This window comes from Micromonospora sp. NPDC047756, assembly GCF_055587245.1.
In genome coordinates this window covers 1-19604 of the sequence record NZ_JBVJGQ010000012.1, presented here as the reverse complement: position 1 = coordinate 19604, position 19604 = coordinate 1, and the positions used below count along the sequence as shown (strand labels likewise).

Below are 19604 nucleotides of genomic sequence, written 5' to 3'. Positions count from 1 at the left end.
CGCGTGAGCGGGGCGTCGACCGGTCTAGCGGAACGTCCGCAGGCTGAACTCCTGACCATCGGGGTCAGCCAGCACCAGCCGGCCCGTCCCATCCTGGTCGGCGTCGACCCGGGTCGCCCCGAGCGACAGCAGACGGTCGGCCTCGACCTGCCAGTCGACGCCCACCGCCGGCGCGAGGTCGAAACGCACCCGGTCCCTGCCGCCGTTCGGCATGTACGGCGGACCACCCCAGGTGATCTTCGTGCCACCGTGCGGCGACTGGATGGCCGTCTCCTCGTCCTGGTCCCAGACCAGTGGCCAGCCCAGCGCCGCGCTCCAGAAGTAGCCGACCTTCTGCGAACCGTCGCAGGCCAGCGCACCGACGAAACCGCAGCCGTCGAGGAAGTTGTTGCCCGGCCCGATGACGTCGAACTCGTTGCCCTCGGGATCGGCCAGCACCACGTGATCGATGTCCGGGCCCTGCCCGATGTCGGCGTGCCGCGCGCCCAGCTCCAACGCGCGGGCCACCGTCTGCTGCTGGTCCTCCAGCGAACTGCTGGTCAGATCGAAGTGCATCCGGTTCTGGACGACCTTCGGCCGGTCAGACGGCACGAAGCGCACCCGGATCTCGGGGTCTGCCCCGGGCAGGACCAGGACGCCGTCGCGCGGATCCTCCACCATGTCCTGACCGAGAAGCCCGGACCAGAACCGACCGAGGCGTACGGGCTGGGCTGCGTCGTAGGTGATCGCGAACAGGTGAGCCGTCATCGCGCTGGTCATCTCCGATCCGACCGGATGCTGAGCGGTCCTTCGGGGCGCAAGCCTAGGGACGGGTCGAACCGTTCGCACCCGAGTATTCGACCGGCCGCCCTCGGCACGCACATGCCTGTGATCGACTGGCCTGATGAACCGAACCACCACGACCCCGTCCGCCGTCGTCGAGGAGCGGCTGTCCCGGGAGCGGAACGTCTGGCTCTGCACGCTGCGGCGCGACGGGTCCCCGCACCTCACGCCGGTCTGGTTCGTCTACCTCTCCGCGACGTTCTGGGTCGGCTGTGAGAACCGCAGCGTGAAGGCCCGCAATGTCGCGAACGACCCCCGGGTGTCCCTGGCTCTGGAGGGCGGCGACGCGCCAGTGGTGGCGGAGGGCGCAGCCCACGTGCACCGGGGCGACTTTCCGGCTCCCGTCGTCGAGGCGTTCGCCCGCAAGTACGACGGCTGGGACGTCGGCCGGCAGGTCGGCCCGGACGGCGAGCGGGCGCTGCTGGAGATCCCCGTCCGGCGGTGGCTGCTCGCGGGCACCGCCCAGTGAGTCGTCGATGAGAGAATCGGCCGATGGGAAACGAGCTGGGCACGGCCCTGGCGGGCGTACGGGACGCGTTCGCCGGGTATCCGCGCCGCGCGGTGCTCGACGGCTGCCCGCACTGCGACGGCTGCAGCCGGCCATCCGGCCTCAGCCGGGCGAGCGTTGCGTCAGAGCGGGCCGGGGAAGGTCTGTTCCATCGGCATCGGCACCTGGAGGAAGGTGGTGCCCCGCATGTCCAGCCAGGCCCGGTCCGGCCCTCGCACCAGGCGCACCATCACCTCCTCGCAGGAGGGGCAGCGGGCGACGAGGCCCGGGGCGTTCGAGTAGACGTGCAGGCTGGCCATCGAACCGGTCGTCCCGCAGTTCTCACAGCGACCCATCGCGCTGCTCAGGTCGACGGTGAACAGCTCACGCATCGGGCCGTCGAGCATGTTGCCGTCCAGGTACGACATCTCGGTCATCGAATCTCCTCGACACTGCGGAAGTGAGCGGGTGGTCAGCCGGTGGGGCCGAACCGTTCGGTCTTGACCCGACGCGACGGGTGACCCAGCCCCACCAGCAGGTCGGCCACGGTCTCCACGAACGCGGTCGGGCCGCAGACGTAGGTGAGTGGTTCCAAGTCCGGTGGCCACCCGTGCGTGTTGACGTCGGCCAGCCCGATCCGGTGCGGCTCGCCGCGCCAGCCCTCGGGAGCCTCCCGGGTGTAGACGTACGCGACGTCGAGGCCGAAGTCGTCGCGGACCCGGCGGCGCAGCTCGTCGGCGTAGATCACGTCACCCGGGGTGCGCACCGAGTAGATCAGCCGGAACGGCGCCTTGCTGCCCACCGCCCGCCGTGCCCGGATCATCGCCATCAGCGGCACGACGCCGGAGCCGCCGGCGACCAGCTGCACCGGCGCGGTCTCCTCGGGTCGCCAGATGAACCAGCCGCCGAGCGGTCCGCGGACCTCGATCGGGTCGCCGTCGCCAAAGACATCAATGAGGTACGGCGACACCTCGCCGTCGTGCACCCGCTGCACTGTCACCTCGATGCGCGGCCCTCCCGGCCCGTCCACGGCCGGCCCGGCGATCGAGTACGACCGTGCCGCCTGGTAACCGTCCGGGGCGGTGAGCCGCAGGTCGACGTGCTGCCCCGGCAGGTGCCCGGGCCAGTCCGGCACCTCCAGCACCAGGGTCTGCGCGGATGGCGTCTCGACCCGGCGCTCCACCAGCCGGCCAACCTGCCAACGGTTGGGGGTCCGGCGCTGAGTGCTCGTCGCCACGGCGCGCTCAGTCACCCTGGTACCGCTGTTCGCGCCACGGGTCGCCGTAGTCGTGGTACCCGGCGGTCTCCCAGAACCCTGGCTCGTCCATCGTCTTGAGTCGGAGGCCGCGCACCCACTTGGCGGACTTCCAGAAGTACAGGTGCGGCACCAGCAGTCGCGCCGGCCCGCCGTGCTCGGCGGGCAGCGGGGCGCCGTCGAAGGTGTGCACCACCCAGGCCTGGCCGCCGCGCAGGTCGTCGAGCGGCAGGTTGGTGGTGTACCCGCCGTAGGAGTGCGCCAGCGCGAAGTGCGCCCCCGTGTCGACGTCGGCGAGCAGCGTGTCCAGTGAGACGCCCCGCCAGTTGGTGCCGAGCTTGGACCAGCGGGTGACGCAGTGGATGTCGACCGTCGGCGTCTCCTGCGGCAGGGCCATCAGCTCCTGCCACGACCACCGGTGGTCGCTGCCGTTCTCGGCGGAGATGACGAACTCCCAGGTGTCCAGTGACACCCGGGGCGTCGGGCCGGCCGAGAGCACCGGAAAGTCCTCGGTCAGATACTGACCGGGTGGCAGGGCCGGCTCCTGTGTTCGGGGCCGACCCTGAAAGCCCGGTGACACGATTCCCATTGCACAGTCGTACCACCCGCGCCGGTGGGGGCGGGAGCTTTCCCGCGTACCCCGTCGTCAGCCGGCGCGGCGCGGTCAGTGCCGCTCCGCGACGACCTTGCGGTCCTCGGGCAGGTCGCCACCCCGGGTGGCGCGCAGGCTGGTCAGCGTGACCACCACCAGCACACCGATGATCACGCCGAGCGAGGCCAGGGTGGGGATCTGCGGCACGCTGTCCCAGATGCCGTGCGCCCAGTGCAGACCCAGCTTGAGGCCGATGAACGCCAGGATGATGGCGAGACCGTAGCTGAGGTGCACCAACCGGCTCAGCGCCGCGTGCAGGACGAAGTAGAGCGCCCGCAGACCGAGCAGGGCGAACGCGTTGGTGGCGAACACCAGGTACGGGTCCTCGGTGATGCCGTAGACGGCCGGCACCGAGTCGACAGCGAAGACGACGTCGGTGGCCAGGACCGCGACCACCACCAGGGCGAACGGCGTGAGTGCGCGCTTCGCGCCCTGCCGGACGGTCATCCTGGTGCCGTGGTAGTCGTCGACCACCGGCATGACCTTGCGCAGCAGCTTCACCGAACGCATCTTGTTGATGTCGACTTCCTGCTGATGCCCGGACAGGGCGTCGCGCAGGAGCTTCACCGCGGTGGCGATCAGGATGATCGCGAAGAGCAGGAAGGCGAAGTCGAGGGTCTGCAACGCCGCCGCGCCAAGGGCGATGAAGACGGCCCGCAGCACCAGCGCCCCGGCGATGCCGTAGAGCAGCACCCGCTGGGCGAGCACCGCCGGCACCGCGAACGCCGCCAGCAGCAACATGAAGACGAAGAGGTTGTCGACCGAGAGCGACTTCTCCACCAGGTAACCGGTCAGGTATTCGACGCCCTGCTGGGAGCCGAAGCGGGCCCAGATCCAGGCGCCGAACGCCAGCGGCAGCGCTATGTAGAACGCCGACCAGCCGATGGCCTCCCGCATGGACACCTCGTGCGGGCGACGGGTGACCAGGAAGTCCAGCACCAGCAGCAGGATGACCCCGATGATGGTGACCGCCCACAGCGTGGGCGTACCCACCGACGACAGGTCACTGGCGGCGGACAAATACGACACTTGATTCATGTGGGGTCTCCTCGAACACCGTCATGTTCGAGGTCTCCTTCACCCACCACCTGGTGGGCAACCACCCGAGGCACGCCCGGCGCGCCGTACTGACCGGAATGGTTCGTGGGAAGTACTCCCCTCGCACGACAAGGTTAGGCCAGGCGGAATCGCGACGCCAAGCGGGACATTGATGGTTGCCCTGGTAAACCGCTGTGCGTGCCCGGTACGAGCGCTGTCAACCGCGGCGCAGCGTCGCCCCCGGGGCCATCGCCTGCTCGACCAGGCCCCGATAGTCACGCGGCAGTTGCGTCGCCACGTCGTCGAACTCGCCGCCGGTGATCGCCTCCCGCAGGGTGGTGAAGACCGCCCGACTGGCGTCCCGTGCGGCAGGCTCGTCCACCCCGGCCCGCAGAGCGACCCGGGCGACGAACTCGGCCGCACCGAACCGGTCCGCCTGCTCGGTGCTCGGGCTCGGCTTGAGCACCAGTTGCAACGGCTGCGGCAGCTGAGCCGCCAGATCCAGATTCTCACCGCCGGTCAACCGCTCGGCGAACGTCTCCAACACGGCCCGGGTCAGCTCGACCGCCCGCTCGGACGACGTCGCGGTGCGCTGGGAAACCTGGTCGATGAAGGTGTCGTAGTTCATCGCGTACCCCCTTGGCTCGCGTCGGCGCCTGCGGGTACCCGCGGCGGCCGAGGAGAAACGGCACCGGGTTTCCCGCGCCGGGCGGGCGTGACCGGCCGGCGGGCGGGTAACCGCCGCCGGTCGTCACCACACCGATGCCCGAGGGAGCCCACGCCATGGCGAGCTACGCCGACGTCCTGCAGTACCTGTCGAGCCTGGACTACCCGGCCGAGAAGGACGACGTGGTCCGCGAGGCCGAGCGGGAAGGCGCCCCGCCGGACGTGCTGAAGGCGCTACGCGCCCTGCCGCCGGTCGACTACGCCAACGGGACCGAGGTGGCCCGCTCGGCCGGGATCGAGGCGGCACCCGAGGTCGGCCCCTCCCAGCGGGCCGAGCAGGCCCGGGACAAGAAGCACAACCGGGTCTCGCAGCACCTGCGCGGCATCTGACCCGGCGGTGACGCCCACCACCCCGCCCCGGGAGCGTCCCGAATGACCCAGACCGGCCCCGACCGGCCAGCGGACGTGCGTTTCCCGGCTGCGAAGCAGCTTGCCGTCGTGGCGGTGGTCGGCATCGTCGCCGGCTGCGTCTTCGCGCTGTTGCTTCCCCTGCCGCTCGCCGCGCTGGCCGGCTGGGACGTGGGCGCGCTGAGCTGGCTCGTGCTGGTCTGGCACAAACTCTGGCCGATGGACGCTCTGCGGACCGCCCAACTGGCCGTCCACGAGGACCCCAACCGGGCGATCCGGGACGCCCTGCTGCTCGTCGCCTGCCTGGTCAGCCTGCTGGCCGTCGGGTTGGTCGTGGCCAGCGCGCAGAGCGCACCCCCCGGGACGGCCCGGGAGCTGCACAGTGGCCTGGGCGTGCTCAGCGTGGTGCTCTCCTGGTTCGTGGTCCACACCCTGTTCGCCGCCCGTTACGCCCGGATCTACTACACCGGCCCGGACGGCGGGGTGAACTTCAACCAGTCCGAGCCGCCGTGCTACTCCGACTTCGCGTACGTCGCGTTCACCATCGGGACGACGTTCCAGATCTCCGACACCAACCTGACCAGCAACGAGATGCGTCGTACGGTGCTGCGCCACTCGATGGTGTCGTACCTGTTCGGCGCGTTCATCATCGCCGTGACAGTGAACCTGCTGGCGGGTCTGGCGGGATGACAGCTGGTGGCGCTCCGGGGGCCGCGCAGTCCCCCGGGAACGCGACACGGGGCGGGGCCGACCGAAGGGCCGGGACAGGCGGGCGCCCCTGGTCACGAACCGCGACCCAGGGCGCCACGCAAGCCTGCCCAGGCGGTGAACCGCATCCGAACCGGTCGCGGTCACCAGGCGGTGAAGGCTCGCCCGAACCGAGCGGCCAGCACTGCCGGGTCCAACCATACGGCAGACCATCCTCCGTTTGGTCAGAATTCGGGGAAGTGTGGGCCAGGGCACGTCGCGGGGGCGTCAGCCGTGCAGGCCGCCGGTGCGGTCGCGGGCCTTGAGGCGGGTGGTGGGCAGGGCGGGCGCCGGCAGCGGCGGCGCCGAGTCGTCGGCGACCACGCCGAAGCGCCCGTCACCAGCCATCCAGTCCTCCCGGGCGGCGGCGATCTCCTCGTGGGACCGACCCACGAAGTTCCACCACATCACCAACGGCTCCTCGAACGGCGCACCGCCCAGCAGCAGCAAGCGGGCCCCGGCCCCGCCCCGCACTGTCAGCTCCCGGCGGCCCGAGCCCAGATACAGCAGCGCCCCCGGCTCGAACCCGACCCCGGCGGCCTCCGCGGACCCGGACATCGCCAGTACGGCGTACTCGAAATCGGGCCGCAACGCCATCGTCGCCTGCGCCTCACCGCTCAACTCCAGCTGCACCCCCACCAACGGGGTGTGCACCACCGCCGGTGACCGCTCCCCGGCGAACTCGCCGACCAGCACCGTGCCGTCCAGATCGCCGTCGCGCCAGCGTGGCAGGTCGGCGTGGTGCGCGAAGTCGGCCGCTCCGGCCCGCGCCGGGTCCGGCAGGGCCACCCAGAGCTGCACACCGTGCATCACCGGCGGGTGGGTGGCCGGCGAGCGCTCCGAGTGGGCGATACCGTTGCCGGAGGTCATCACATTCAGTTGGCCGGGCACGATCGGTTGCACGTTGCCGAGGCTGTCCCGGTGCAGAATCTCGCCGTCGAGCAGCCAGGTCACCGTCTGCAGCCCGGTGTGCGGGTGCGGGGGCACCTCCATGCCGGGCCGCTGCGCCACATCGTCCGGGCCGAAATGATCCACGAAACACCACGCGCCGACCATCCGGCGCTCGCGCTGCGGAAGCAGCCGCCGCACGGTGGTGTACCGGCCCAACGGCACGTCGTGGCCGGGCAACAACACACTGCCGGGATCGACGTCGGCCACGCCGGGCGGTCGGGTCTGCGCCAGCATCGATTCAGTACGCTCCACCGCCCGACTGTACGCGCACGCCCGTTCCCGGCAGCGACGCTTCCCGCCAGCGGGGGCGGTGTTCACCAGCCCATGGTTGTCGGCGTGCGCCGATGGACCACCGTCGCGATGCCGACGGAAACGCCGCTGGCCGGCACCCGGGTTGCGGCTGCCGGCCAGCGGTCGATGCTGTCGTGCTGCGTGCCGTGACGCGGGTCAGCTGTTCCAGTGCTGGCCGACCAGGTCGGCGGCCTGCTGTTCCCACTGGGCGTAGGCGTCCGGGTAGGCCGACACCTGCACCGTCTGCGCCGCGTCGGTCAGCGGCATGTCCTGCCACCCGTCGACCTGCTTCAGACCCTTCAAGAACGCGGTGGTGGAGTACTCGGGGTCGGTGATCTGCTCCGGCGTACCCCAACCACTGGACGGGCGTTGCTGGAACAGGCCCAGCGAGTCGTGGTCGTTCCTATCACCCAGGTGGCCCAGGTTCTCCAGCTTGGACTCCTGCAGGCTCGTCGCGATCGAGATGACCGCCGCCCGCTCGGGCAGACCGGCCTTCTTCGTCGCGGCGATGATCGCCTTCACGTTCGCGGTCTGCTCGTCGTTGAGGCCGATCCGGGACTGCTCGCCCTGGGTCCCGTGCGGGATCAGCTTGCTGGCGTCGGGCTTGTCGGCCTGCACCGCGACCGCGACGGGCTTGCCGTCGACAGGGTTGGCCACGTGGGCGACGGGGCCGGCGAAGACACCACCGGCGAACGCGAGACCCGCAACGGACAGAACGCTCTTACGCATGATCGTGTTCATGGGGGTAGCTCCTTCGGGGGTAGGAACACCCACACCAAGGGGGGAAACGGTGGTGGTGGGTGTGAGCACCTCGTCCGGCGCTGCAACAAACAAGAGGAAAAAGTCTGAGGGGTGACGCCCTGTCGGGCGTCGGAGTCGGCGACCTGGCGAGCGGGGGGCTCGTGGTGCCGGGACCCTGTGTAACGACCGGGGGGCCGGGGTCATTCCGACCTGCGCGACCAGCCCTCAGGGTCGGGGGCCGGGCCGGTGGTGCTGCGATCGTCTGAGTGTGTAACGACCCCGGCCCGGCCATGATTCCGGCCCACGAGTGCAACCGGCCACACCCAAAATCGGGACACAACGCCCACACGGCACCAGGCCTGCGGGGCCGATCGCCGGCCACCCCGGCGATCCACTCGGGCTCATGGAAGTCGGGGCATCCAACTCGACGTCACCCGCCGCAGCGTCACCATCCGCGCCAACACCCCCGCCGGACTGTTCGCCGGCACCCAGACCCTGCGCCAACTGCTCCCCGCCCGGACGCAGGGCGGTTATTGACCCGTCAGGCGGGAGCGCACCTTTGCGGCGCAGGCGTCCAGAGCCGTCTGCGCGTCCAGCCCGAGGCTTTCGATGGCCACCAGCGCGGTGAAGGCGACGTCGGCCAACTCCGCCGCGACGTCCTCGCGGGTGTGGGTGACACCCTTGCGCGGATTCTGCCCGAGCACACCGATCCAGGCAGCCGAAGCCTCCCCCGCTTCCTCGGTGAGCTTGAGGATGCGGCAGGTCAGTTCGGTCTGCCCGGTGCCGTTCGCCGCGTCCAGCCAGCCGCGTGACACGCGGGCCGCCTCCCAGATCGACTCGTCCACGACGACCAGTCAACCCGATCGGCCCACCGGTTTGAACGACCGGGTAGGCCTGGATCGTCGTGTTGACCGGCGGATCAGCGAACCCATTGACACTGGTCGACGCCAGTTCTAGGTTCAGGACGCTACCGACCGGTAGGCAACCGTCCCGCTGGTCGCCCCCGGGCGACAACCGCCCGATGGGGAGCATCGATGCTGTCCACACCCGTTCGTCACCTCCGCCGTCTGCTCGCCGCCGCAGCGACGCTGACCCTCGCGGTCGGATTGGCCGGTGCGGCGCCGGCCAGCGCCACCGGCCGCGACGCGAGGGGCGGCGAGCCGCTGCCCGGCTACACCATCGAGAATCCTCCGTTGGCGCCGCTGGTGGTGGGCGGCAGGCCGACGACCGTACGCCAGGGCGTGCACCGCCACGCCGGGTACATCATCGAGGTCCCCGCCCGGTGGAACGGCGACCTGGTGTTGTGGGCGCACGGCTACCGGGGCCAGGGCACTGTTCTCTCGCCGGAACCGCCGGCCTTCGGGCTGCGCCAGCGCCTGCTGGAGCAGGGGTACGCGTGGGCGTCGTCCTCGTACGACCGGAACGGCTTCGACATCCGCTCCGGGGTGCTGGGGACGAAGGATCTCGCCGACCACTTCGGGCGGACGGTCCGCCGACCGCAGCACACCTACGTCGCCGGGGTGTCGATGGGTGGGTACGTCATCGGTCGTTCTGTGGAGCAGTACCCCGGCTTCTACGACGGCGCGTTGCCGATGTGCGGTGTGCTCGGTGATCAGACGCTGCTCGACTTCTACCTGGACTACAACCTGGTCGCGCAGGCACTGTCCGGGGTGCCGGCGCATCCCACGCCGGCTGACTATCTGACCAACGCGGTGCCCCGCATCCAGGTGGCGCTCGGCCTGGCCGGGCTGACCCCCACCGGGCCGGACACCACGACGGACCGGGGCAAGCAGCTGCGGGCGATCACGGTGAACCGTTCCGGCGGGCCGCGTCCGGGCGCCGACGCGGCGTTCGCGGTCTGGAAGGACTTCCTCTTCTCGATCAGCGTGCCCACCGGGAGCGGCAACTCTCCCGCCCAGCGGCCGGGCCAGCTGTCCACCAACCTGCTCACCCGCTACACCCCGAACAGCCCGGTGAACGTCAACGCGACGGTGCAGCGGGTCGCCCCGGAGAACCTGCGGCAGCGACTTCTGCCGACGCTGACCGAGGTGCCGCGCATCGCCGGCCGCCCGACCGCGCCGGTGCTCAGCCTGCACGGTCTCGGTGACCTGTTCGTACCGTTCAGCATGGAGCAGGCGTACGCCACCGACGTGGCGCGCAACGGTCGCGGCAGGCTGGTGGTTCAGCGCGCCATCCGGGCGACGCAGCACTGCGAGTTCACCCCGGCGGAGGCCGGCGCCGCCTGGGACGACCTGGTGTCCTGGGTACGCACCGGCAAGCGCCCGGCCGGCGACACCGTGACCGACCCGGCGGTGGTGGCCCGACCCGACTACGGCTGCCGGTTCAGCGACCGGAACGCGCACGCGGCCGGGGTGGGCACCCGCCGCCTCTACCCGGCCTGCTGAGTTCCTCCTCGAACACAGAACCGGCCGGCTCCCGTCGAGGGGAGCCGGCCGGCTTGGTGTGCGGGTGTCACCACATCTGCTGGACGATGTCCGCCGCCTGCTCCTCCCACTGCGCGTACGCGTAGGGGAAGGCCGAGACCTGTACGGTCTGCGCGGCGGTGGTCAGCGGCAGGTCCTGCCAGCCGCCGACGTTCTTGAGTGCGGTGAAGAACGCCGTGGCGGCGTACTCCGGGTCGGTGATCTGGTCGGGCGTGCCCCAACCGGACGACGGGCGCTGCTGGAACAGGCCCTGCGAATCGTGGTCGTTGTATGCGCCGAGGTGGCCGAGGTTGTAGAGCTTCGACTCCTGCAACGAGGTGGCGACGCCGATCACCGCGCCCCGGTCACCGACACCGGTCTTCTTGGCGGCGTCGACGATGGCCCGGGCGTTGGTCAGCTGCGCGTCGTCGAGCGGTACGCGCGACTGCGCGCCCTCGATGCCGTGCGGGATGAGCTGGGCCCGGCTCGGCTTGCCGGCCGGCGGCTTGCCGGTGGCGGAGCCGGTGGTCAGGCCCGACTCGACGGGCTGGTCGTCCTGGCGCGCCGTGGTGGCCGCCTTTCCGGTCGCGCGGTCGATGGCGGCGACGGCGCCCTGGTGCGGTCCGGAGGTGACCGGTGCGGCGACCGCGGTCGGCGCGAGGGCCAGACCACCGAGAGCAGCCACACCCGCCACGCTCAGCGCGGTCTTGCGGTACGAGTCCTTAGCGATGGCGGGGAGCCATCGAGTGAAGTCGACCTTCACGATGGTTGCCCTTTCGATCGTGCGGAGTGCTCCGGGGTGAACACTCCTCGGGAGATGACCGCGGAAAAGGGTTTGGGCTCCGGCGGTACGGGGGACACAACCAGGTTCACGTGTCGGGCATTCCGGAATTGCCCGAACCCTGGCCGGCTGCGGTCCCGGTCACGCGCAGAGTCGGACACCGGGGCCCTACCGACAGCAGGCCGGACGGCCGTGACGCAGGGTGTTGTCGGAGCGCAAGGGCAATGTGCGACCGCCAGCCTTTGCTCTGCTTACCTATATGCACCAGCCACGTTTCGTGACCATGGGGACGGACCGCGGCAGCTGGCGGAAAGGGGCATAACCGCAGCTCACGGGACGTGGTGCAAATAGGTAAGCAGAGCAAAGGGCCGGGCAGGGTGTTGGGGGGGCAGCCAGGCTAACGGTTTGTCGCTACCGTCAGTGGGCGTCCGAGCCAGCACGGTGGGTGAGACAGCCGGCGGCTCGCCCGGGCGGACGAGCAAGCCGCCGTGGCGGTGAGGTGCTGGCGGGTCCGGGCGGCTCAGCGCCTGGTCGGCCCGCCGCCGGAGTCAGTTGTCGCCGTCACCTGCGGGCCCCGCATCCCGCGTCCCGCGTCCCGACACCCTCGTTCGGCCCGCGGAGTTCTTGGAAGATGGTGATCTGAAGCCCGGCGGGCGCGTCGAGGCGGGAGTTGAGGGACTCCCACGGCGTACGCGTCGGCGGCGCGATCTCGCCCGCGCCGGCAGCCACCAGCCGGGCGGTCGTCGCCTCCGTGTCGTCCACCTCGAAGGCCACCCGGATGCGCGGCGCGACCTGCCGGCCCACCTCGACCTCGTCGATCAGGCGTTTCTGCGCGGGGTTCGCGATCTCCAGGGTGGCGCGGCCGGCGTCCAGGATCACCACCCGCGCATCCCCCTCGCCGGTGAACGCCGCCTCCTCCGGCAGGCCCAGCGCGTCGCGGAAGAACGCGACGGCCGCCTCGTGGTCGGCGGCCTCCACCACGAGGCGCAACTGACGGACGGCGGGGGCGGGCGGGTCGGCGGCCATGAGCGGGATCCTAGCGTCGCGGTCGGGTTAGGTTGGAGCGTCCAGGAGGGAGCGTCGATGGTCCAGGCAGTGCGTGACGATGCCTACCCGCTGCACGCGGCGACGCGAACCGTCCGGAGACCGGGGTGTTCAGCACCCGCTCACCGCACCGGCCCAACCCGATCGGGCTGCACCGGGTGCGGGTCCTGACGGTGGACGGGCTGCGCGTCCAGGTGGCCGATCTGGAGGCCCTCGACGTCAAACCGGTGCTGGGCGCGGCCGGCGAACGTTGAGCCCGTCGACCGCGCCCGGCCGGCCGGTGTGCTGGGCTCAGTGGCCGCGGTCCAGCCACTCCTGCAGGTGCGGCGCCTCCGCGCCGATCGTCGTGTCGTCGCCGTGGCCGGTGTGCACGACCGTCTCCGCGGGAAGTGTCAGCAGGCGGGTGCGGATCGACCGGACGATGGTGTCGAAGTCGCTGTACGAGCGGCCCGTCGCGCCGGGTCCACCGGAAAAAAGCGTGTCGCCGGTGAACACCGCGCCCAACTCCGGAGCGTGGAAGCTGCACGCCCCGGGGCTGTGCCCGGGGGTGTGCAGCACCTGCAGCGTGGTGCCGCCCACCTCGATGATCTGCCCGTCGTGCACTTCGCCGTTCGGCGGCAGGTGCGGGTGGACCATGTCCCAGAGGACCCGGTCGGCGGCGTGCAGCAGCACCGGCGCGCCGGTGGCCCCGGCCAGCTCGGGCGCCACCCGTACGTGATCGTCGTGGGCGTGGGTGGCCAGGATCGCCCGGACCCGCCGGTCGCCCACCAGGGCGAGGATCGCCGCCACGTCGTGGGGCGCGTCCAGGACGACGCACTCACGGTCGTCACCGATCACCCAGACGTTGTTGTCCACGTCGAAGGTCTGCCCGTCCAGGGAGAACGTGCCCGAGGTGACCGCGTGGTCGACGCGGGCGGTCACGGGAACACCACCACCGAGCGGAGCACGTCGCCGTGGTGCATCCGGTCGAAGGCGTTCTCGACCTGGTCGAGCGCGATCTCCTCGGTGACGAACGCGTCCAGGTCGAGCCGGCCCTGCAGGTACAGCTCGGTGAGCATCGGGAAGTCCCGGCTCGGCAGGCAGTCGCCGTACCAACTGGACTTGAGCGCGCCGCCACGCCCGAAGACGTCCAGCAGCGGCAGCTCGATCTGCATCTGCGGGGTCGGTACGCCGACCAGCACCACGGTGCCGGCAAGGTCGCGGGCGTAGAACGCCTGCTTCCACGTCTCCGGTCGGCCCACCGCGTCGATCACCACATCGGCGCCGAAGCCGCCGGTGGCGGCACGGATCGCCTCGACCGGGTCGGTCTCGGACGCGTTCACGATGTGCGTGGCGCCGAACGTGCGGGCCCAGTCGAGCTTGCGGCTGTCGGTGTCCACCGCGACGACCGTGGTGGCACCGGCGAGGACCGCACCGGCGACCGCCGCGTCCCCGACGCCGCCGCAGCCGATCACCGCGACCGAGTCGCCCCGGGTGACGTTCCCGGTGTTCATCGCCGCACCCAGCCCGGCCATCACCCCGCAGCCCAGCAGACCCACGGCGGCGGGTCGGGCCGCCGGGTCGACCTTGGTGCACTGCCCGGCGTGCACCAGTGTCTTCTCGGCGAACGCCCCGATGCCCAGCGCCGGGGCGAGTTCGGTGCCGTCGGTGAGGGTCATCCGCTGCTTCGCGTTGTGGGTGTTGAAGCAGTACCAGGGCCGCCCGCGACGGCAGGCGCGGCACACACCGCAGACCGCCCGCCAGTTGAGCACCACGAAATCACCCGGGGCGACGTCGGTGACACCCTCGCCGATCTGCTCCACGACGCCCGCCGCCTCGTGGCCGAGCAGGAACGGGTAGTCGTCGTTGATGCCACCCTCGCGGTAGTGCAGATCGGTGTGGCAGACCCCGCACGACTGAAGCCGGACGATCGCCTCACCGGGCCCGGGATCGGGCACCACGATGGTGGTGACCTCGACCGGCGCGCCCTTGCTGCGGGAGATGACTCCCCGGACTTCCTGGCTCACTTCGCCTCCTGCTGGTGGTCTGCGGCGGGGCCGCGTGCCGGGGTGGGCGGGTGTGCCACGGGCTCGGCGGTGGGCCCCCGGCGAACCTACCGCGACCACCACGGCCAGCCCAGCCGGCCCGGCGGGTTATCGCGGGCGGTGCGGGGTACGCGGGCCGCATTCGACCACGGCCAACGGGAGTGACAATGAAATTCGCGCACCTGCCGCTACGGGTCAGCATCGGGGCGTACTTCCTCAACTCGGGTCTGGGCAAGCGCACCCTGGAGGGGACCGCCGCGGAGGGCCTGCACGGGATGGCCGTAGCCGCCATGCCCCAGCTCGGTCAACTGGAGCCGGCGCGCTTCGCCAAGCTGCTGTCGTACTCGGAGATCGCCCTGGGGGCCGCGCTGATCGCGCCGTTCGTCCCGGCGCCCCTGGTCGGGCTCGGCCTGACCGCGTTCGGCGCGGGCCTGGTGCAGCTCTACCTGAAGACGCCGGGGATGCGCGAACCCGGCAGCATCCGCCCGACCCAGCAGGGCGCGGGGCTGGCCAAGGACGTCTGGCTCGTCGGCGCGGGGATCACGCTGGTGTTGGAGGGGCTGACCCACGGCCGTCGGCGGCGCTCCTGATTCCCGCTGAGGAGCACAGTTGACCGACTCCCGGTCGGTGCGGCCGTTCTACCGGCCGATGCGGCCACGTCGTCGCGACGAGCCGCACCGCGCGGCCACGCCGCTGGAGCTCTTCTTCGACCTGTGTTTCGTGGTGGCGGTGTCGCAGGCCGCCGCCAACCTGCACCACGCCGTCACCGAGGATCAGCTCGGGCACGCGCTGACCAGGTACCTGTTGGTCTTCTTCGCGATCTGGTGGTCGTGGATGAACGTCACGTGGTTCGCCTCGGCCTACGACACCGACGACGACCTCTACCGGATCGCGACGCTGGTGCAGATCGCCGGCGCGTTGATCATCGCCGCCGGCGTGCCTCGCGCGTTCGACGAGGGCGATTTCAGCGTCATCACGTACGGCTACGTGGTGATGCGGATCGCGCTCGTCGTGCAGTGGTGCCGGGCCGCCGCCGGTGACCCGGCGCACCGCCTGGCGGCCCGGCGCTACGCGATCGGCGTCACCGTCGTCCAGATCGGCTGGCTGCTCCGACTGGCCCTGCCGCAGGGGTGGGCGACCGTGGCGTTGCTGCTGCTGATCCTGGCCGACCTGCTGGTGCCGGCGGTGGCCGAGCGCCCGGGGATGACCCCCTGGCATCCGCGACACATCACCGAACGCTACGGGCTGTTCACCCTGATCGTGCTCGGTGACGTGGTGCTGGCCACGTCGGTGGCCATCCAGACCGGAGTGGACGCCGGCGACCACCACCTCTGGTGGCTCGCGGCGGCGGCCGCCGTGATCGTGTTCGCCCTGTGGTGGCTCTACTTCGACCGGCCCATCGACGCGCCCGACCGCATGCCGTACACGCTGGTCTGGGGCTATGGCCACTACCTGATCTTCGCGGCGGTCGCCGCGGTCGGCGCGGGTCTGAGCGTGTCGGTGGACCACGAGCGGCACCTCGCGCACATCTCGGAGACGGTCGCCGGGTACGCGGTGGCCGTCCCGATCGCCGTCTTCCTGCTCACGGTCTGGATGCTGCACGTGCGTCGGCAGCAGCACGGCGCGGTGGTCGTCGCCTTCCCGGTCGTCGCGCTGCTGGCGCTGCTCGCACCGCTCGGTCCGGCCCCGGTGTACGCGATGGCGGCGCTGCTGTTCGCCCTCGTGGCGTCGACCATCCTGTTGCGCCGCCGAGACGTGGGCCCGAGCACGCCGGCGACCTGACGTCGCTCACCGATCACCCACCGGACTACTGGTCCGACGCTCGGGTGAACTCCATGATCCAGTTGGTCTCCCAGGTTTGCTCGCCGTCGACCGAGAACGCCTGCTCCCACCGGGCGGTGGTCGCGCTGATGCCCGACCAGATGAACCGGCACCGGACCGGACGCCCCTCGTGCTGGTCGTCGGCGTAGAAGTGGCCGACCCCGTCGACGAAGCGGCCCACCATCGGCGGCACCCCCAGCACCCCGGTGTCGCTGCTCGCCCAGTAGATCGACCACTCCTGCCGCGCCGGATCGAAGACCCGGATCGTGGCGCCGGCGGATCCCTTGGTCGGGAACGTGATCTCGTCGAAGTGACCGCCGCCGGCGAAGAAGCCGTGTGCCACCGACACCCCGGGGAACTCCTCCCACTCGTCGGAGCCGACCAGCCGCTCGCGCAGCCGCCGGTTGACGACGTTCCAGGTGCCCACGAAGAAGTCGAAATCGCCCATCAGCGGCCCACCGGCCCTTCCGCTCGCGTGTCGCGCAGATAATCGGTCAGGTTCGGACTCGCCGGCAGCAGCATGTGCCGGACCCAGGCGGCCCGCTCGTGTTCCAGAACCGCCAACTCCCAGACGCAGCCCACCGCCGGGCGGCGTAGGTGGACGAAGTGTGCCGGGTCGTCGTCGGGACAGTCCAGCGCCGGCTGCCCGGCCGCGGCGACCCGCACCTCCACCGCGTTGTCCCACACCCAGGTGTACGCCAGCAGATAGGCGCCGGTGTCCGCGCCCCGGTGCAGCACCACCCACCCGGCGGCCGGGGTGCCGTCGTCGACGACATCGGCCAGCAGGTCGGGCAGCAGGTCGTACGCGGCCTTCTCCACCTCGGGTTCGATCGGCCGCTCCGGCTGGTCCACGTGGTAGCGCTTGAGGTGCCGGCCGGCGATCAGCACCGGCCCGGGTGTTCGTAGTTCCTTGTCGCGGAATGCCATGCCGGGACGGTAGAACGGGTCCCCTGACAACTAGTGTCAGTGAAGTGCGGGCCTCTCGACTTCTCTCCGTCCTGCTGCTGCTCCAGTCGCACGGGCGGTTGACCGCCGCGCAACTCGCCGAGCGGTTGGCCGTCTCTCCCCGCACGATCTACCGGGACGTCGAGTCGCTGCACGCCGCCGGCATCCCGCTCTACGGCGAGGCCGGGCACGCCGGCGGCTACCAACTGGTCGACGGCTGGCGGACCCGACTGACCGGGCTGACCGCCGAGGAGGCCGACCGGCTGTTCCTCGCCGGCCTGCCCGGCCCCGCCGACGAGTTGGGCTACGGCGACGTGGTGGCGGCGCTGCAACTCAAGCTGCACGCCGCGCTCCCCGCGCCGCTGCGCGACCGGGCGACCCGACTGCAACAACGCTTCCACCTGGACACTCCGGGGTGGTATGCCGACGGCGACGCCTCCCCCGAGCTGGCCCGCACGGCCGAGGCGGTCTGGCGGCAGCACCGCGTCGAGGTGCGCTACCGCGGCTGGAACGGCGAGGTGACCCGGGTCCTGGAGCCGTACGGCCTGGTGCTCAAGGGCGGTCGTTGGTATGTGGTGGCCGACCAGCCCGGCCGGGGCGCGCCCGCGACCTATCGGGTCAACCAGATCCTCGCGTTGACCCCGCTGGCGCAGGAGTTCGACCGCCCGGCCGACTTCGACCTGCCGTCCTGGTGGCGGGCGCACGTGGTGCAGTTCCGGGCCCGCCTGCACCGCGACGAGGCTCACGTCCGGCTCTCCCCCGCCGGGCGGGAGCGGTTACGCGAGATCGGCAGCGACCCGGTGGTGTCGGCGATGGACACCAGCGCCGGGGCACCGGACGCGCGGGGGTGGGTGACAGCCGTGCTGCCCATCGAGTCGCTCACCCACGCCCACGGTGACCTGCTGCGCCTCGGTGCCGACGTCGAGGTGCTGGCCCCGGTGGCGCTGCGCGAACGGCTGGCCGCCACGGCGGCCGGGCTCGCCGCGCTCTACTCGCCCGCCTGAACAGCCCCAACCGTCTCCACAGTGGAAGGGGCGGGGGCGTCGGTTGTCGGCACGGTGTGCCACCCTGGGACGGTCGTCAATGGTCACCGGAGGTGAGGGCCACGTTACGACTACGCGCACTGGTCGCCGTCCCCGGCACCGGACCGGTGACCCTCGACGTTCCCGCCGGCACACTCGCCGCCCTGGTGGCGCCGCCCCGGTTCGGCACGGCGGTCGCCCGGGTGCTGGCCGGGCTGGCCCCGCCGGTGACCGGTCGCGTCCTCGTCGGCGACCGGGACGTCACCAGCCTGCCGCCGCCACGTCGGCAGATCGGCTACGTCCCCGCCGGTGGCGCGCTGCTGCCGCAGCTCACCGTGCGGCGCAACATCGAGTACGGCCAGCGCAAACGCGAACGGGTGCACGAGGTGGCCAACGACTGGACGGCCACCGTGGTCGACCGGCTCGAGCTGGCGCTCACCCTCGCCCTGCTGCCGCACCAGATCTCCGACGCCCAGCGGTTCCGGGTGGCGCTCGCCCGAGCGGCGGCCTGCCTGCCGGAGGTGCTGGTGGTCGACCTGCCGGCCGGTTCCGCGGGCGACAGCCGCCTCGGTGACCTGATGCCTCGCCTCTCGCCGCCGGACGCCCCCGGGGTGGCGGTGCTGGTCTGCACGGCCGACCCGGCCACCCTGGCCGAGATACCGGTGCGGCACGAGCTGGTCACCGAGCCGAGCGAGGCGGCCCGATGAGGCCGGCCGCCCGGGTCGGTCGCCGTACGCTGCTGCGCGCCGCCGCCGCGGGCGCCACCGCACTGGCCGCCGGCTGCGCCGGGGCAACCCGGTCGGTGCAGGTCGCTGTGGTCTGGAGCACCAGCGAGCTGGACCGGTTCCGCGAGGTCGTCGCCGGCTACCCCGCCCGGGTGCAGGTGATCAGCGCCGGCAACGACATCGATGCGTTCCTGCGCGCCCGGCACCTGGCCGGCACCAGCCCGGATGTGGCGATCCTGCCGCGTCCCGGCCTGGTCACCGAGTACGCCCAGCGCGGCTGGCTGAGCCCGGTGCGCCCGTCCACCGACTACGCCGTGCGCGTCGAGCTGAGCGATCTGCTGATGACCGACGATGAACGGTACGGCGTGTGGGTCAAGGCGGCGCACAAGTCGCTGGTCTGGCACCTGCCCTCCATGCTGCCCGCGCCGCCGACCACCTGGGACGAACTGCTGCACCGGACCAGGGAGCTGGCCGCGCGCTCCCGACGCGACGGCGGCCCGGCGCCCCTGGCCATCGGCGCGGCGGACGGTTGGGTGCTCACCGACTGGTTCGAGAACGTTCTGGCCGACATGGCACCCGGGAGCTACTACGCCCTCGCCCAACAGGGCGCCGACTGGCAGGACAAGCCGGTACGCGACGCCCTGGACCGCCTCGCCGGGCTGTGGCGCATCAGCGGCGCGTTCGTCGGCGGCGGCCGGCGTGCCCTGCTCACCCAGTACGAGGAGTCGGTGATCCAGGTGGTGCACACGAAGCGGGCGGTG

General features: G+C 71.4%; 24 protein-coding genes and 2 pseudogenes. 11 read left to right on the top strand and 15 right to left on the bottom strand.

Annotated elements, in window-relative coordinates:
* Nucleotides 1–24: 24 nt before the first annotated feature.
* Nucleotides 25–759, bottom strand: a complete 735-nt coding sequence (locus ACZ6NZ_RS31925) for a VOC family protein (protein WP_465861569.1) — start codon at nucleotides 757–759, stop codon at nucleotides 25–27.
* Nucleotides 760–883: 124 nt separating this feature from the next.
* Between ACZ6NZ_RS31925 and ACZ6NZ_RS31920 the strand changes: the two genes are divergently transcribed.
* Nucleotides 884–1291 (top strand): pyridoxamine 5'-phosphate oxidase family protein, encoded by a 408-nt coding sequence (locus ACZ6NZ_RS31920; protein ID WP_465861568.1) that lies wholly within the window; start codon nucleotides 884–886, stop codon nucleotides 1289–1291.
* 161 nt (nucleotides 1292–1452) lie between these two features.
* On the opposite strand, the gene ACZ6NZ_RS31915 is transcribed toward ACZ6NZ_RS31920, so the two are convergent.
* From ACZ6NZ_RS31915 to ACZ6NZ_RS31895, 5 genes are all read right to left on the bottom strand, one after another.
* Nucleotides 1453–1746 (bottom strand): DUF6510 family protein, encoded by a 294-nt coding sequence (locus tag ACZ6NZ_RS31915; protein ID WP_355009041.1) that lies wholly within the window; start codon nucleotides 1744–1746, stop codon nucleotides 1453–1455.
* Nucleotides 1747–1781: 35 nt separating this feature from the next.
* Nucleotides 1782–2546: a ferredoxin reductase gene (locus tag ACZ6NZ_RS31910; RefSeq protein ID WP_366611314.1), complete on the bottom strand. Its 765-nt coding sequence runs from the start codon at nucleotides 2544–2546 to the stop codon at nucleotides 1782–1784.
* A 7-nt stretch (nucleotides 2547–2553) separates the two neighbouring features.
* Nucleotides 2554–3153: a sulfite oxidase-like oxidoreductase gene (locus ACZ6NZ_RS31905; RefSeq protein ID WP_465861566.1), complete on the bottom strand. Its 600-nt coding sequence runs from the start codon at nucleotides 3151–3153 to the stop codon at nucleotides 2554–2556.
* A gap of 75 nt (nucleotides 3154–3228) precedes the next feature.
* Nucleotides 3229–4254: a TerC/Alx family metal homeostasis membrane protein gene (locus ACZ6NZ_RS31900; RefSeq protein WP_465861565.1), complete on the bottom strand. Its 1026-nt coding sequence runs from the start codon at nucleotides 4252–4254 to the stop codon at nucleotides 3229–3231.
* Nucleotides 4255–4471: 217 nt separating this feature from the next.
* Complete coding sequence (locus ACZ6NZ_RS31895; protein WP_179778796.1) at nucleotides 4472–4882, bottom strand: DUF2267 domain-containing protein; 411 nt, start codon at nucleotides 4880–4882, stop codon at nucleotides 4472–4474.
* Between the two features lie 155 nt (nucleotides 4883–5037).
* Here ACZ6NZ_RS31895 and ACZ6NZ_RS31890 point away from each other — a divergent pair, with 155 nt between their 5' ends.
* Both ACZ6NZ_RS31890 and ACZ6NZ_RS31885 read left to right on the top strand, forming a co-directional pair.
* On the top strand, nucleotides 5038–5310 hold the full coding sequence (locus tag ACZ6NZ_RS31890) for a DUF2795 domain-containing protein (RefSeq protein ID WP_357648058.1): 273 nt from the start codon (nucleotides 5038–5040) through the stop codon (nucleotides 5308–5310).
* A gap of 42 nt (nucleotides 5311–5352) precedes the next feature.
* Complete coding sequence (locus ACZ6NZ_RS31885) at nucleotides 5353–6018, top strand: DUF1345 domain-containing protein (protein ID WP_465861564.1); 666 nt, start codon at nucleotides 5353–5355, stop codon at nucleotides 6016–6018.
* Between the two features lie 285 nt (nucleotides 6019–6303).
* On the opposite strand, the gene ACZ6NZ_RS31880 is transcribed toward ACZ6NZ_RS31885, so the two are convergent.
* On the bottom strand, nucleotides 6304–7278 hold the full coding sequence (locus tag ACZ6NZ_RS31880; RefSeq protein ID WP_465861563.1) for a pirin family protein: 975 nt from the start codon (nucleotides 7276–7278) through the stop codon (nucleotides 6304–6306).
* 195 nt (nucleotides 7279–7473) lie between these two features.
* Complete coding sequence (locus ACZ6NZ_RS31875) at nucleotides 7474–8058, bottom strand: hypothetical protein (protein WP_465861562.1); 585 nt, start codon at nucleotides 8056–8058, stop codon at nucleotides 7474–7476.
* Between the two features lie 399 nt (nucleotides 8059–8457).
* Between ACZ6NZ_RS31875 and ACZ6NZ_RS31870 the strand changes: the two are divergent.
* Nucleotides 8458–8574, top strand: a pseudogene (locus ACZ6NZ_RS31870) (glycoside hydrolase family 20 zincin-like fold domain-containing protein); the annotation flags it as partial.
* A 14-nt stretch (nucleotides 8575–8588) separates the two neighbouring features.
* Here the strand turns inward: ACZ6NZ_RS31870 and ACZ6NZ_RS31865 are convergent.
* Nucleotides 8589–8903, bottom strand: a complete 315-nt coding sequence (locus ACZ6NZ_RS31865; protein ID WP_465861561.1) for a MazG-like family protein — start codon at nucleotides 8901–8903, stop codon at nucleotides 8589–8591.
* A gap of 189 nt (nucleotides 8904–9092) precedes the next feature.
* On the opposite strand from ACZ6NZ_RS31865, the gene ACZ6NZ_RS31860 reads away from it, so the two are divergent.
* Complete coding sequence (locus ACZ6NZ_RS31860; RefSeq protein WP_465861560.1) at nucleotides 9093–10463, top strand: alpha/beta hydrolase family protein; 1371 nt, start codon at nucleotides 9093–9095, stop codon at nucleotides 10461–10463.
* A 67-nt stretch (nucleotides 10464–10530) separates the two neighbouring features.
* Here the strand turns inward: ACZ6NZ_RS31860 and ACZ6NZ_RS31855 are convergent, their stop codons facing one another.
* Both ACZ6NZ_RS31855 and ACZ6NZ_RS31850 read right to left on the bottom strand, forming a co-directional pair.
* Nucleotides 10531–11244, bottom strand: a complete 714-nt coding sequence (locus ACZ6NZ_RS31855; RefSeq protein ID WP_465861558.1) for a hypothetical protein — start codon at nucleotides 11242–11244, stop codon at nucleotides 10531–10533.
* A gap of 579 nt (nucleotides 11245–11823) precedes the next feature.
* A complete protein-coding gene (locus tag ACZ6NZ_RS31850) occupies nucleotides 11824–12288 on the bottom strand; it encodes a VOC family protein (protein ID WP_465861557.1) in 465 nt (154 codons plus the stop codon).
* A gap of 122 nt (nucleotides 12289–12410) precedes the next feature.
* Here ACZ6NZ_RS31850 and ACZ6NZ_RS31845 point away from each other — a divergent pair.
* Nucleotides 12411–12560, top strand: a pseudogene (locus ACZ6NZ_RS31845) (TrmO family methyltransferase domain-containing protein); the annotation flags it as partial.
* A gap of 37 nt (nucleotides 12561–12597) precedes the next feature.
* Here ACZ6NZ_RS31845 and ACZ6NZ_RS31840 read toward each other — a convergent pair.
* Both ACZ6NZ_RS31840 and ACZ6NZ_RS31835 read right to left on the bottom strand, forming a co-directional pair.
* Nucleotides 12598–13227: an MBL fold metallo-hydrolase gene (locus tag ACZ6NZ_RS31840; protein WP_465861555.1), complete on the bottom strand. Its 630-nt coding sequence runs from the start codon at nucleotides 13225–13227 to the stop codon at nucleotides 12598–12600.
* Nucleotides 13224–14312 (bottom strand): S-(hydroxymethyl)mycothiol dehydrogenase, encoded by a 1089-nt coding sequence (locus ACZ6NZ_RS31835; RefSeq protein ID WP_465861554.1) that lies wholly within the window; start codon nucleotides 14310–14312, stop codon nucleotides 13224–13226. The genes ACZ6NZ_RS31840 and ACZ6NZ_RS31835 overlap by 4 nt, the downstream gene beginning before the upstream one ends.
* Nucleotides 14313–14497: 185 nt before the next feature.
* On the opposite strand from ACZ6NZ_RS31835, the gene ACZ6NZ_RS31830 reads away from it, so the two are divergent.
* Together ACZ6NZ_RS31830 and ACZ6NZ_RS31825 are read left to right on the top strand one after the other, a co-directional pair.
* Nucleotides 14498–14920 (top strand): hypothetical protein, encoded by a 423-nt coding sequence (locus tag ACZ6NZ_RS31830; protein WP_465861552.1) that lies wholly within the window; start codon nucleotides 14498–14500, stop codon nucleotides 14918–14920.
* 19 nt (nucleotides 14921–14939) lie between these two features.
* Nucleotides 14940–16112, top strand: a complete 1173-nt coding sequence (locus ACZ6NZ_RS31825; protein WP_465861551.1) for a low temperature requirement protein A — start codon at nucleotides 14940–14942, stop codon at nucleotides 16110–16112.
* Nucleotides 16113–16137: 25 nt separating this feature from the next.
* On the opposite strand, the gene ACZ6NZ_RS31820 is transcribed toward ACZ6NZ_RS31825, so the two are convergent.
* Nucleotides 16138–16599 (bottom strand): hypothetical protein, encoded by a 462-nt coding sequence (locus ACZ6NZ_RS31820; RefSeq protein WP_366611037.1) that lies wholly within the window; start codon nucleotides 16597–16599, stop codon nucleotides 16138–16140.
* Entirely contained in the window at nucleotides 16599–17078 is a 480-nt protein-coding gene (locus tag ACZ6NZ_RS31815; protein WP_465861550.1) for a hypothetical protein, read from the bottom strand. Before ACZ6NZ_RS31815 ends, ACZ6NZ_RS31820 begins: the two co-directional genes overlap by 1 nt.
* 44 nt (nucleotides 17079–17122) lie before the next feature.
* Between ACZ6NZ_RS31815 and ACZ6NZ_RS31810 the strand changes: the two genes are divergently transcribed.
* From ACZ6NZ_RS31810 to ACZ6NZ_RS31800, 3 genes are all read left to right on the top strand, one after another.
* On the top strand, nucleotides 17123–18100 hold the full coding sequence (locus ACZ6NZ_RS31810) for a helix-turn-helix transcriptional regulator (RefSeq protein WP_465861549.1): 978 nt from the start codon (nucleotides 17123–17125) through the stop codon (nucleotides 18098–18100).
* 92 nt (nucleotides 18101–18192) lie between these two features.
* Nucleotides 18193–18825, top strand: a complete 633-nt coding sequence (locus ACZ6NZ_RS31805) for an ATP-binding cassette domain-containing protein (protein WP_366611032.1) — start codon at nucleotides 18193–18195, stop codon at nucleotides 18823–18825.
* A partial coding sequence (locus ACZ6NZ_RS31800) for an extracellular solute-binding protein (protein WP_465861548.1) occupies nucleotides 18822–19604 on the top strand: 783 nt, incomplete at its 3' end. The genes ACZ6NZ_RS31805 and ACZ6NZ_RS31800, both read left to right, overlap by 4 nt.

Coding starts and splice junctions, on each gene's coding strand:
- ACZ6NZ_RS31915 (WP_355009041.1), bottom strand. CDS start 1,746: ATGACCGAGATGTCGTACCTGGACGGCAACATGCTCGACGGCCCGATG.
- ACZ6NZ_RS31820 (WP_366611037.1), bottom strand. CDS start 16,599: ATGGGCGATTTCGACTTCTTCGTGGGCACCTGGAACGTCGTCAACCGG.
- ACZ6NZ_RS31885 (WP_465861564.1), top strand. CDS start 5,353: ATGACCCAGACCGGCCCCGACCGGCCAGCGGACGTGCGTTTCCCGGCT.
- ACZ6NZ_RS31830 (WP_465861552.1), top strand. CDS start 14,498: ATGAAATTCGCGCACCTGCCGCTACGGGTCAGCATCGGGGCGTACTTC.
- ACZ6NZ_RS31895 (WP_179778796.1), bottom strand. CDS start 4,882: ATGAACTACGACACCTTCATCGACCAGGTTTCCCAGCGCACCGCGACG.
- ACZ6NZ_RS31890 (WP_357648058.1), top strand. CDS start 5,038: ATGGCGAGCTACGCCGACGTCCTGCAGTACCTGTCGAGCCTGGACTAC.
- ACZ6NZ_RS31815 (WP_465861550.1), bottom strand. CDS start 17,078: ATGGCATTCCGCGACAAGGAACTACGAACACCCGGGCCGGTGCTGATC.
- ACZ6NZ_RS31875 (WP_465861562.1), bottom strand. CDS start 8,058: ATGAACACGATCATGCGTAAGAGCGTTCTGTCCGTTGCGGGTCTCGCG.
- ACZ6NZ_RS31905 (WP_465861566.1), bottom strand. CDS start 3,153: ATGGGAATCGTGTCACCGGGCTTTCAGGGTCGGCCCCGAACACAGGAG.
- ACZ6NZ_RS31920 (WP_465861568.1), top strand. CDS start 884: ATGAACCGAACCACCACGACCCCGTCCGCCGTCGTCGAGGAGCGGCTG.
- ACZ6NZ_RS31925 (WP_465861569.1), bottom strand. CDS start 759: ATGACCAGCGCGATGACGGCTCACCTGTTCGCGATCACCTACGACGCA.
- ACZ6NZ_RS31850 (WP_465861557.1), bottom strand. CDS start 12,288: ATGGCCGCCGACCCGCCCGCCCCCGCCGTCCGTCAGTTGCGCCTCGTG.
- ACZ6NZ_RS31860 (WP_465861560.1), top strand. CDS start 9,093: ATGCTGTCCACACCCGTTCGTCACCTCCGCCGTCTGCTCGCCGCCGCA.
- ACZ6NZ_RS31900 (WP_465861565.1), bottom strand. CDS start 4,254: ATGAATCAAGTGTCGTATTTGTCCGCCGCCAGTGACCTGTCGTCGGTG.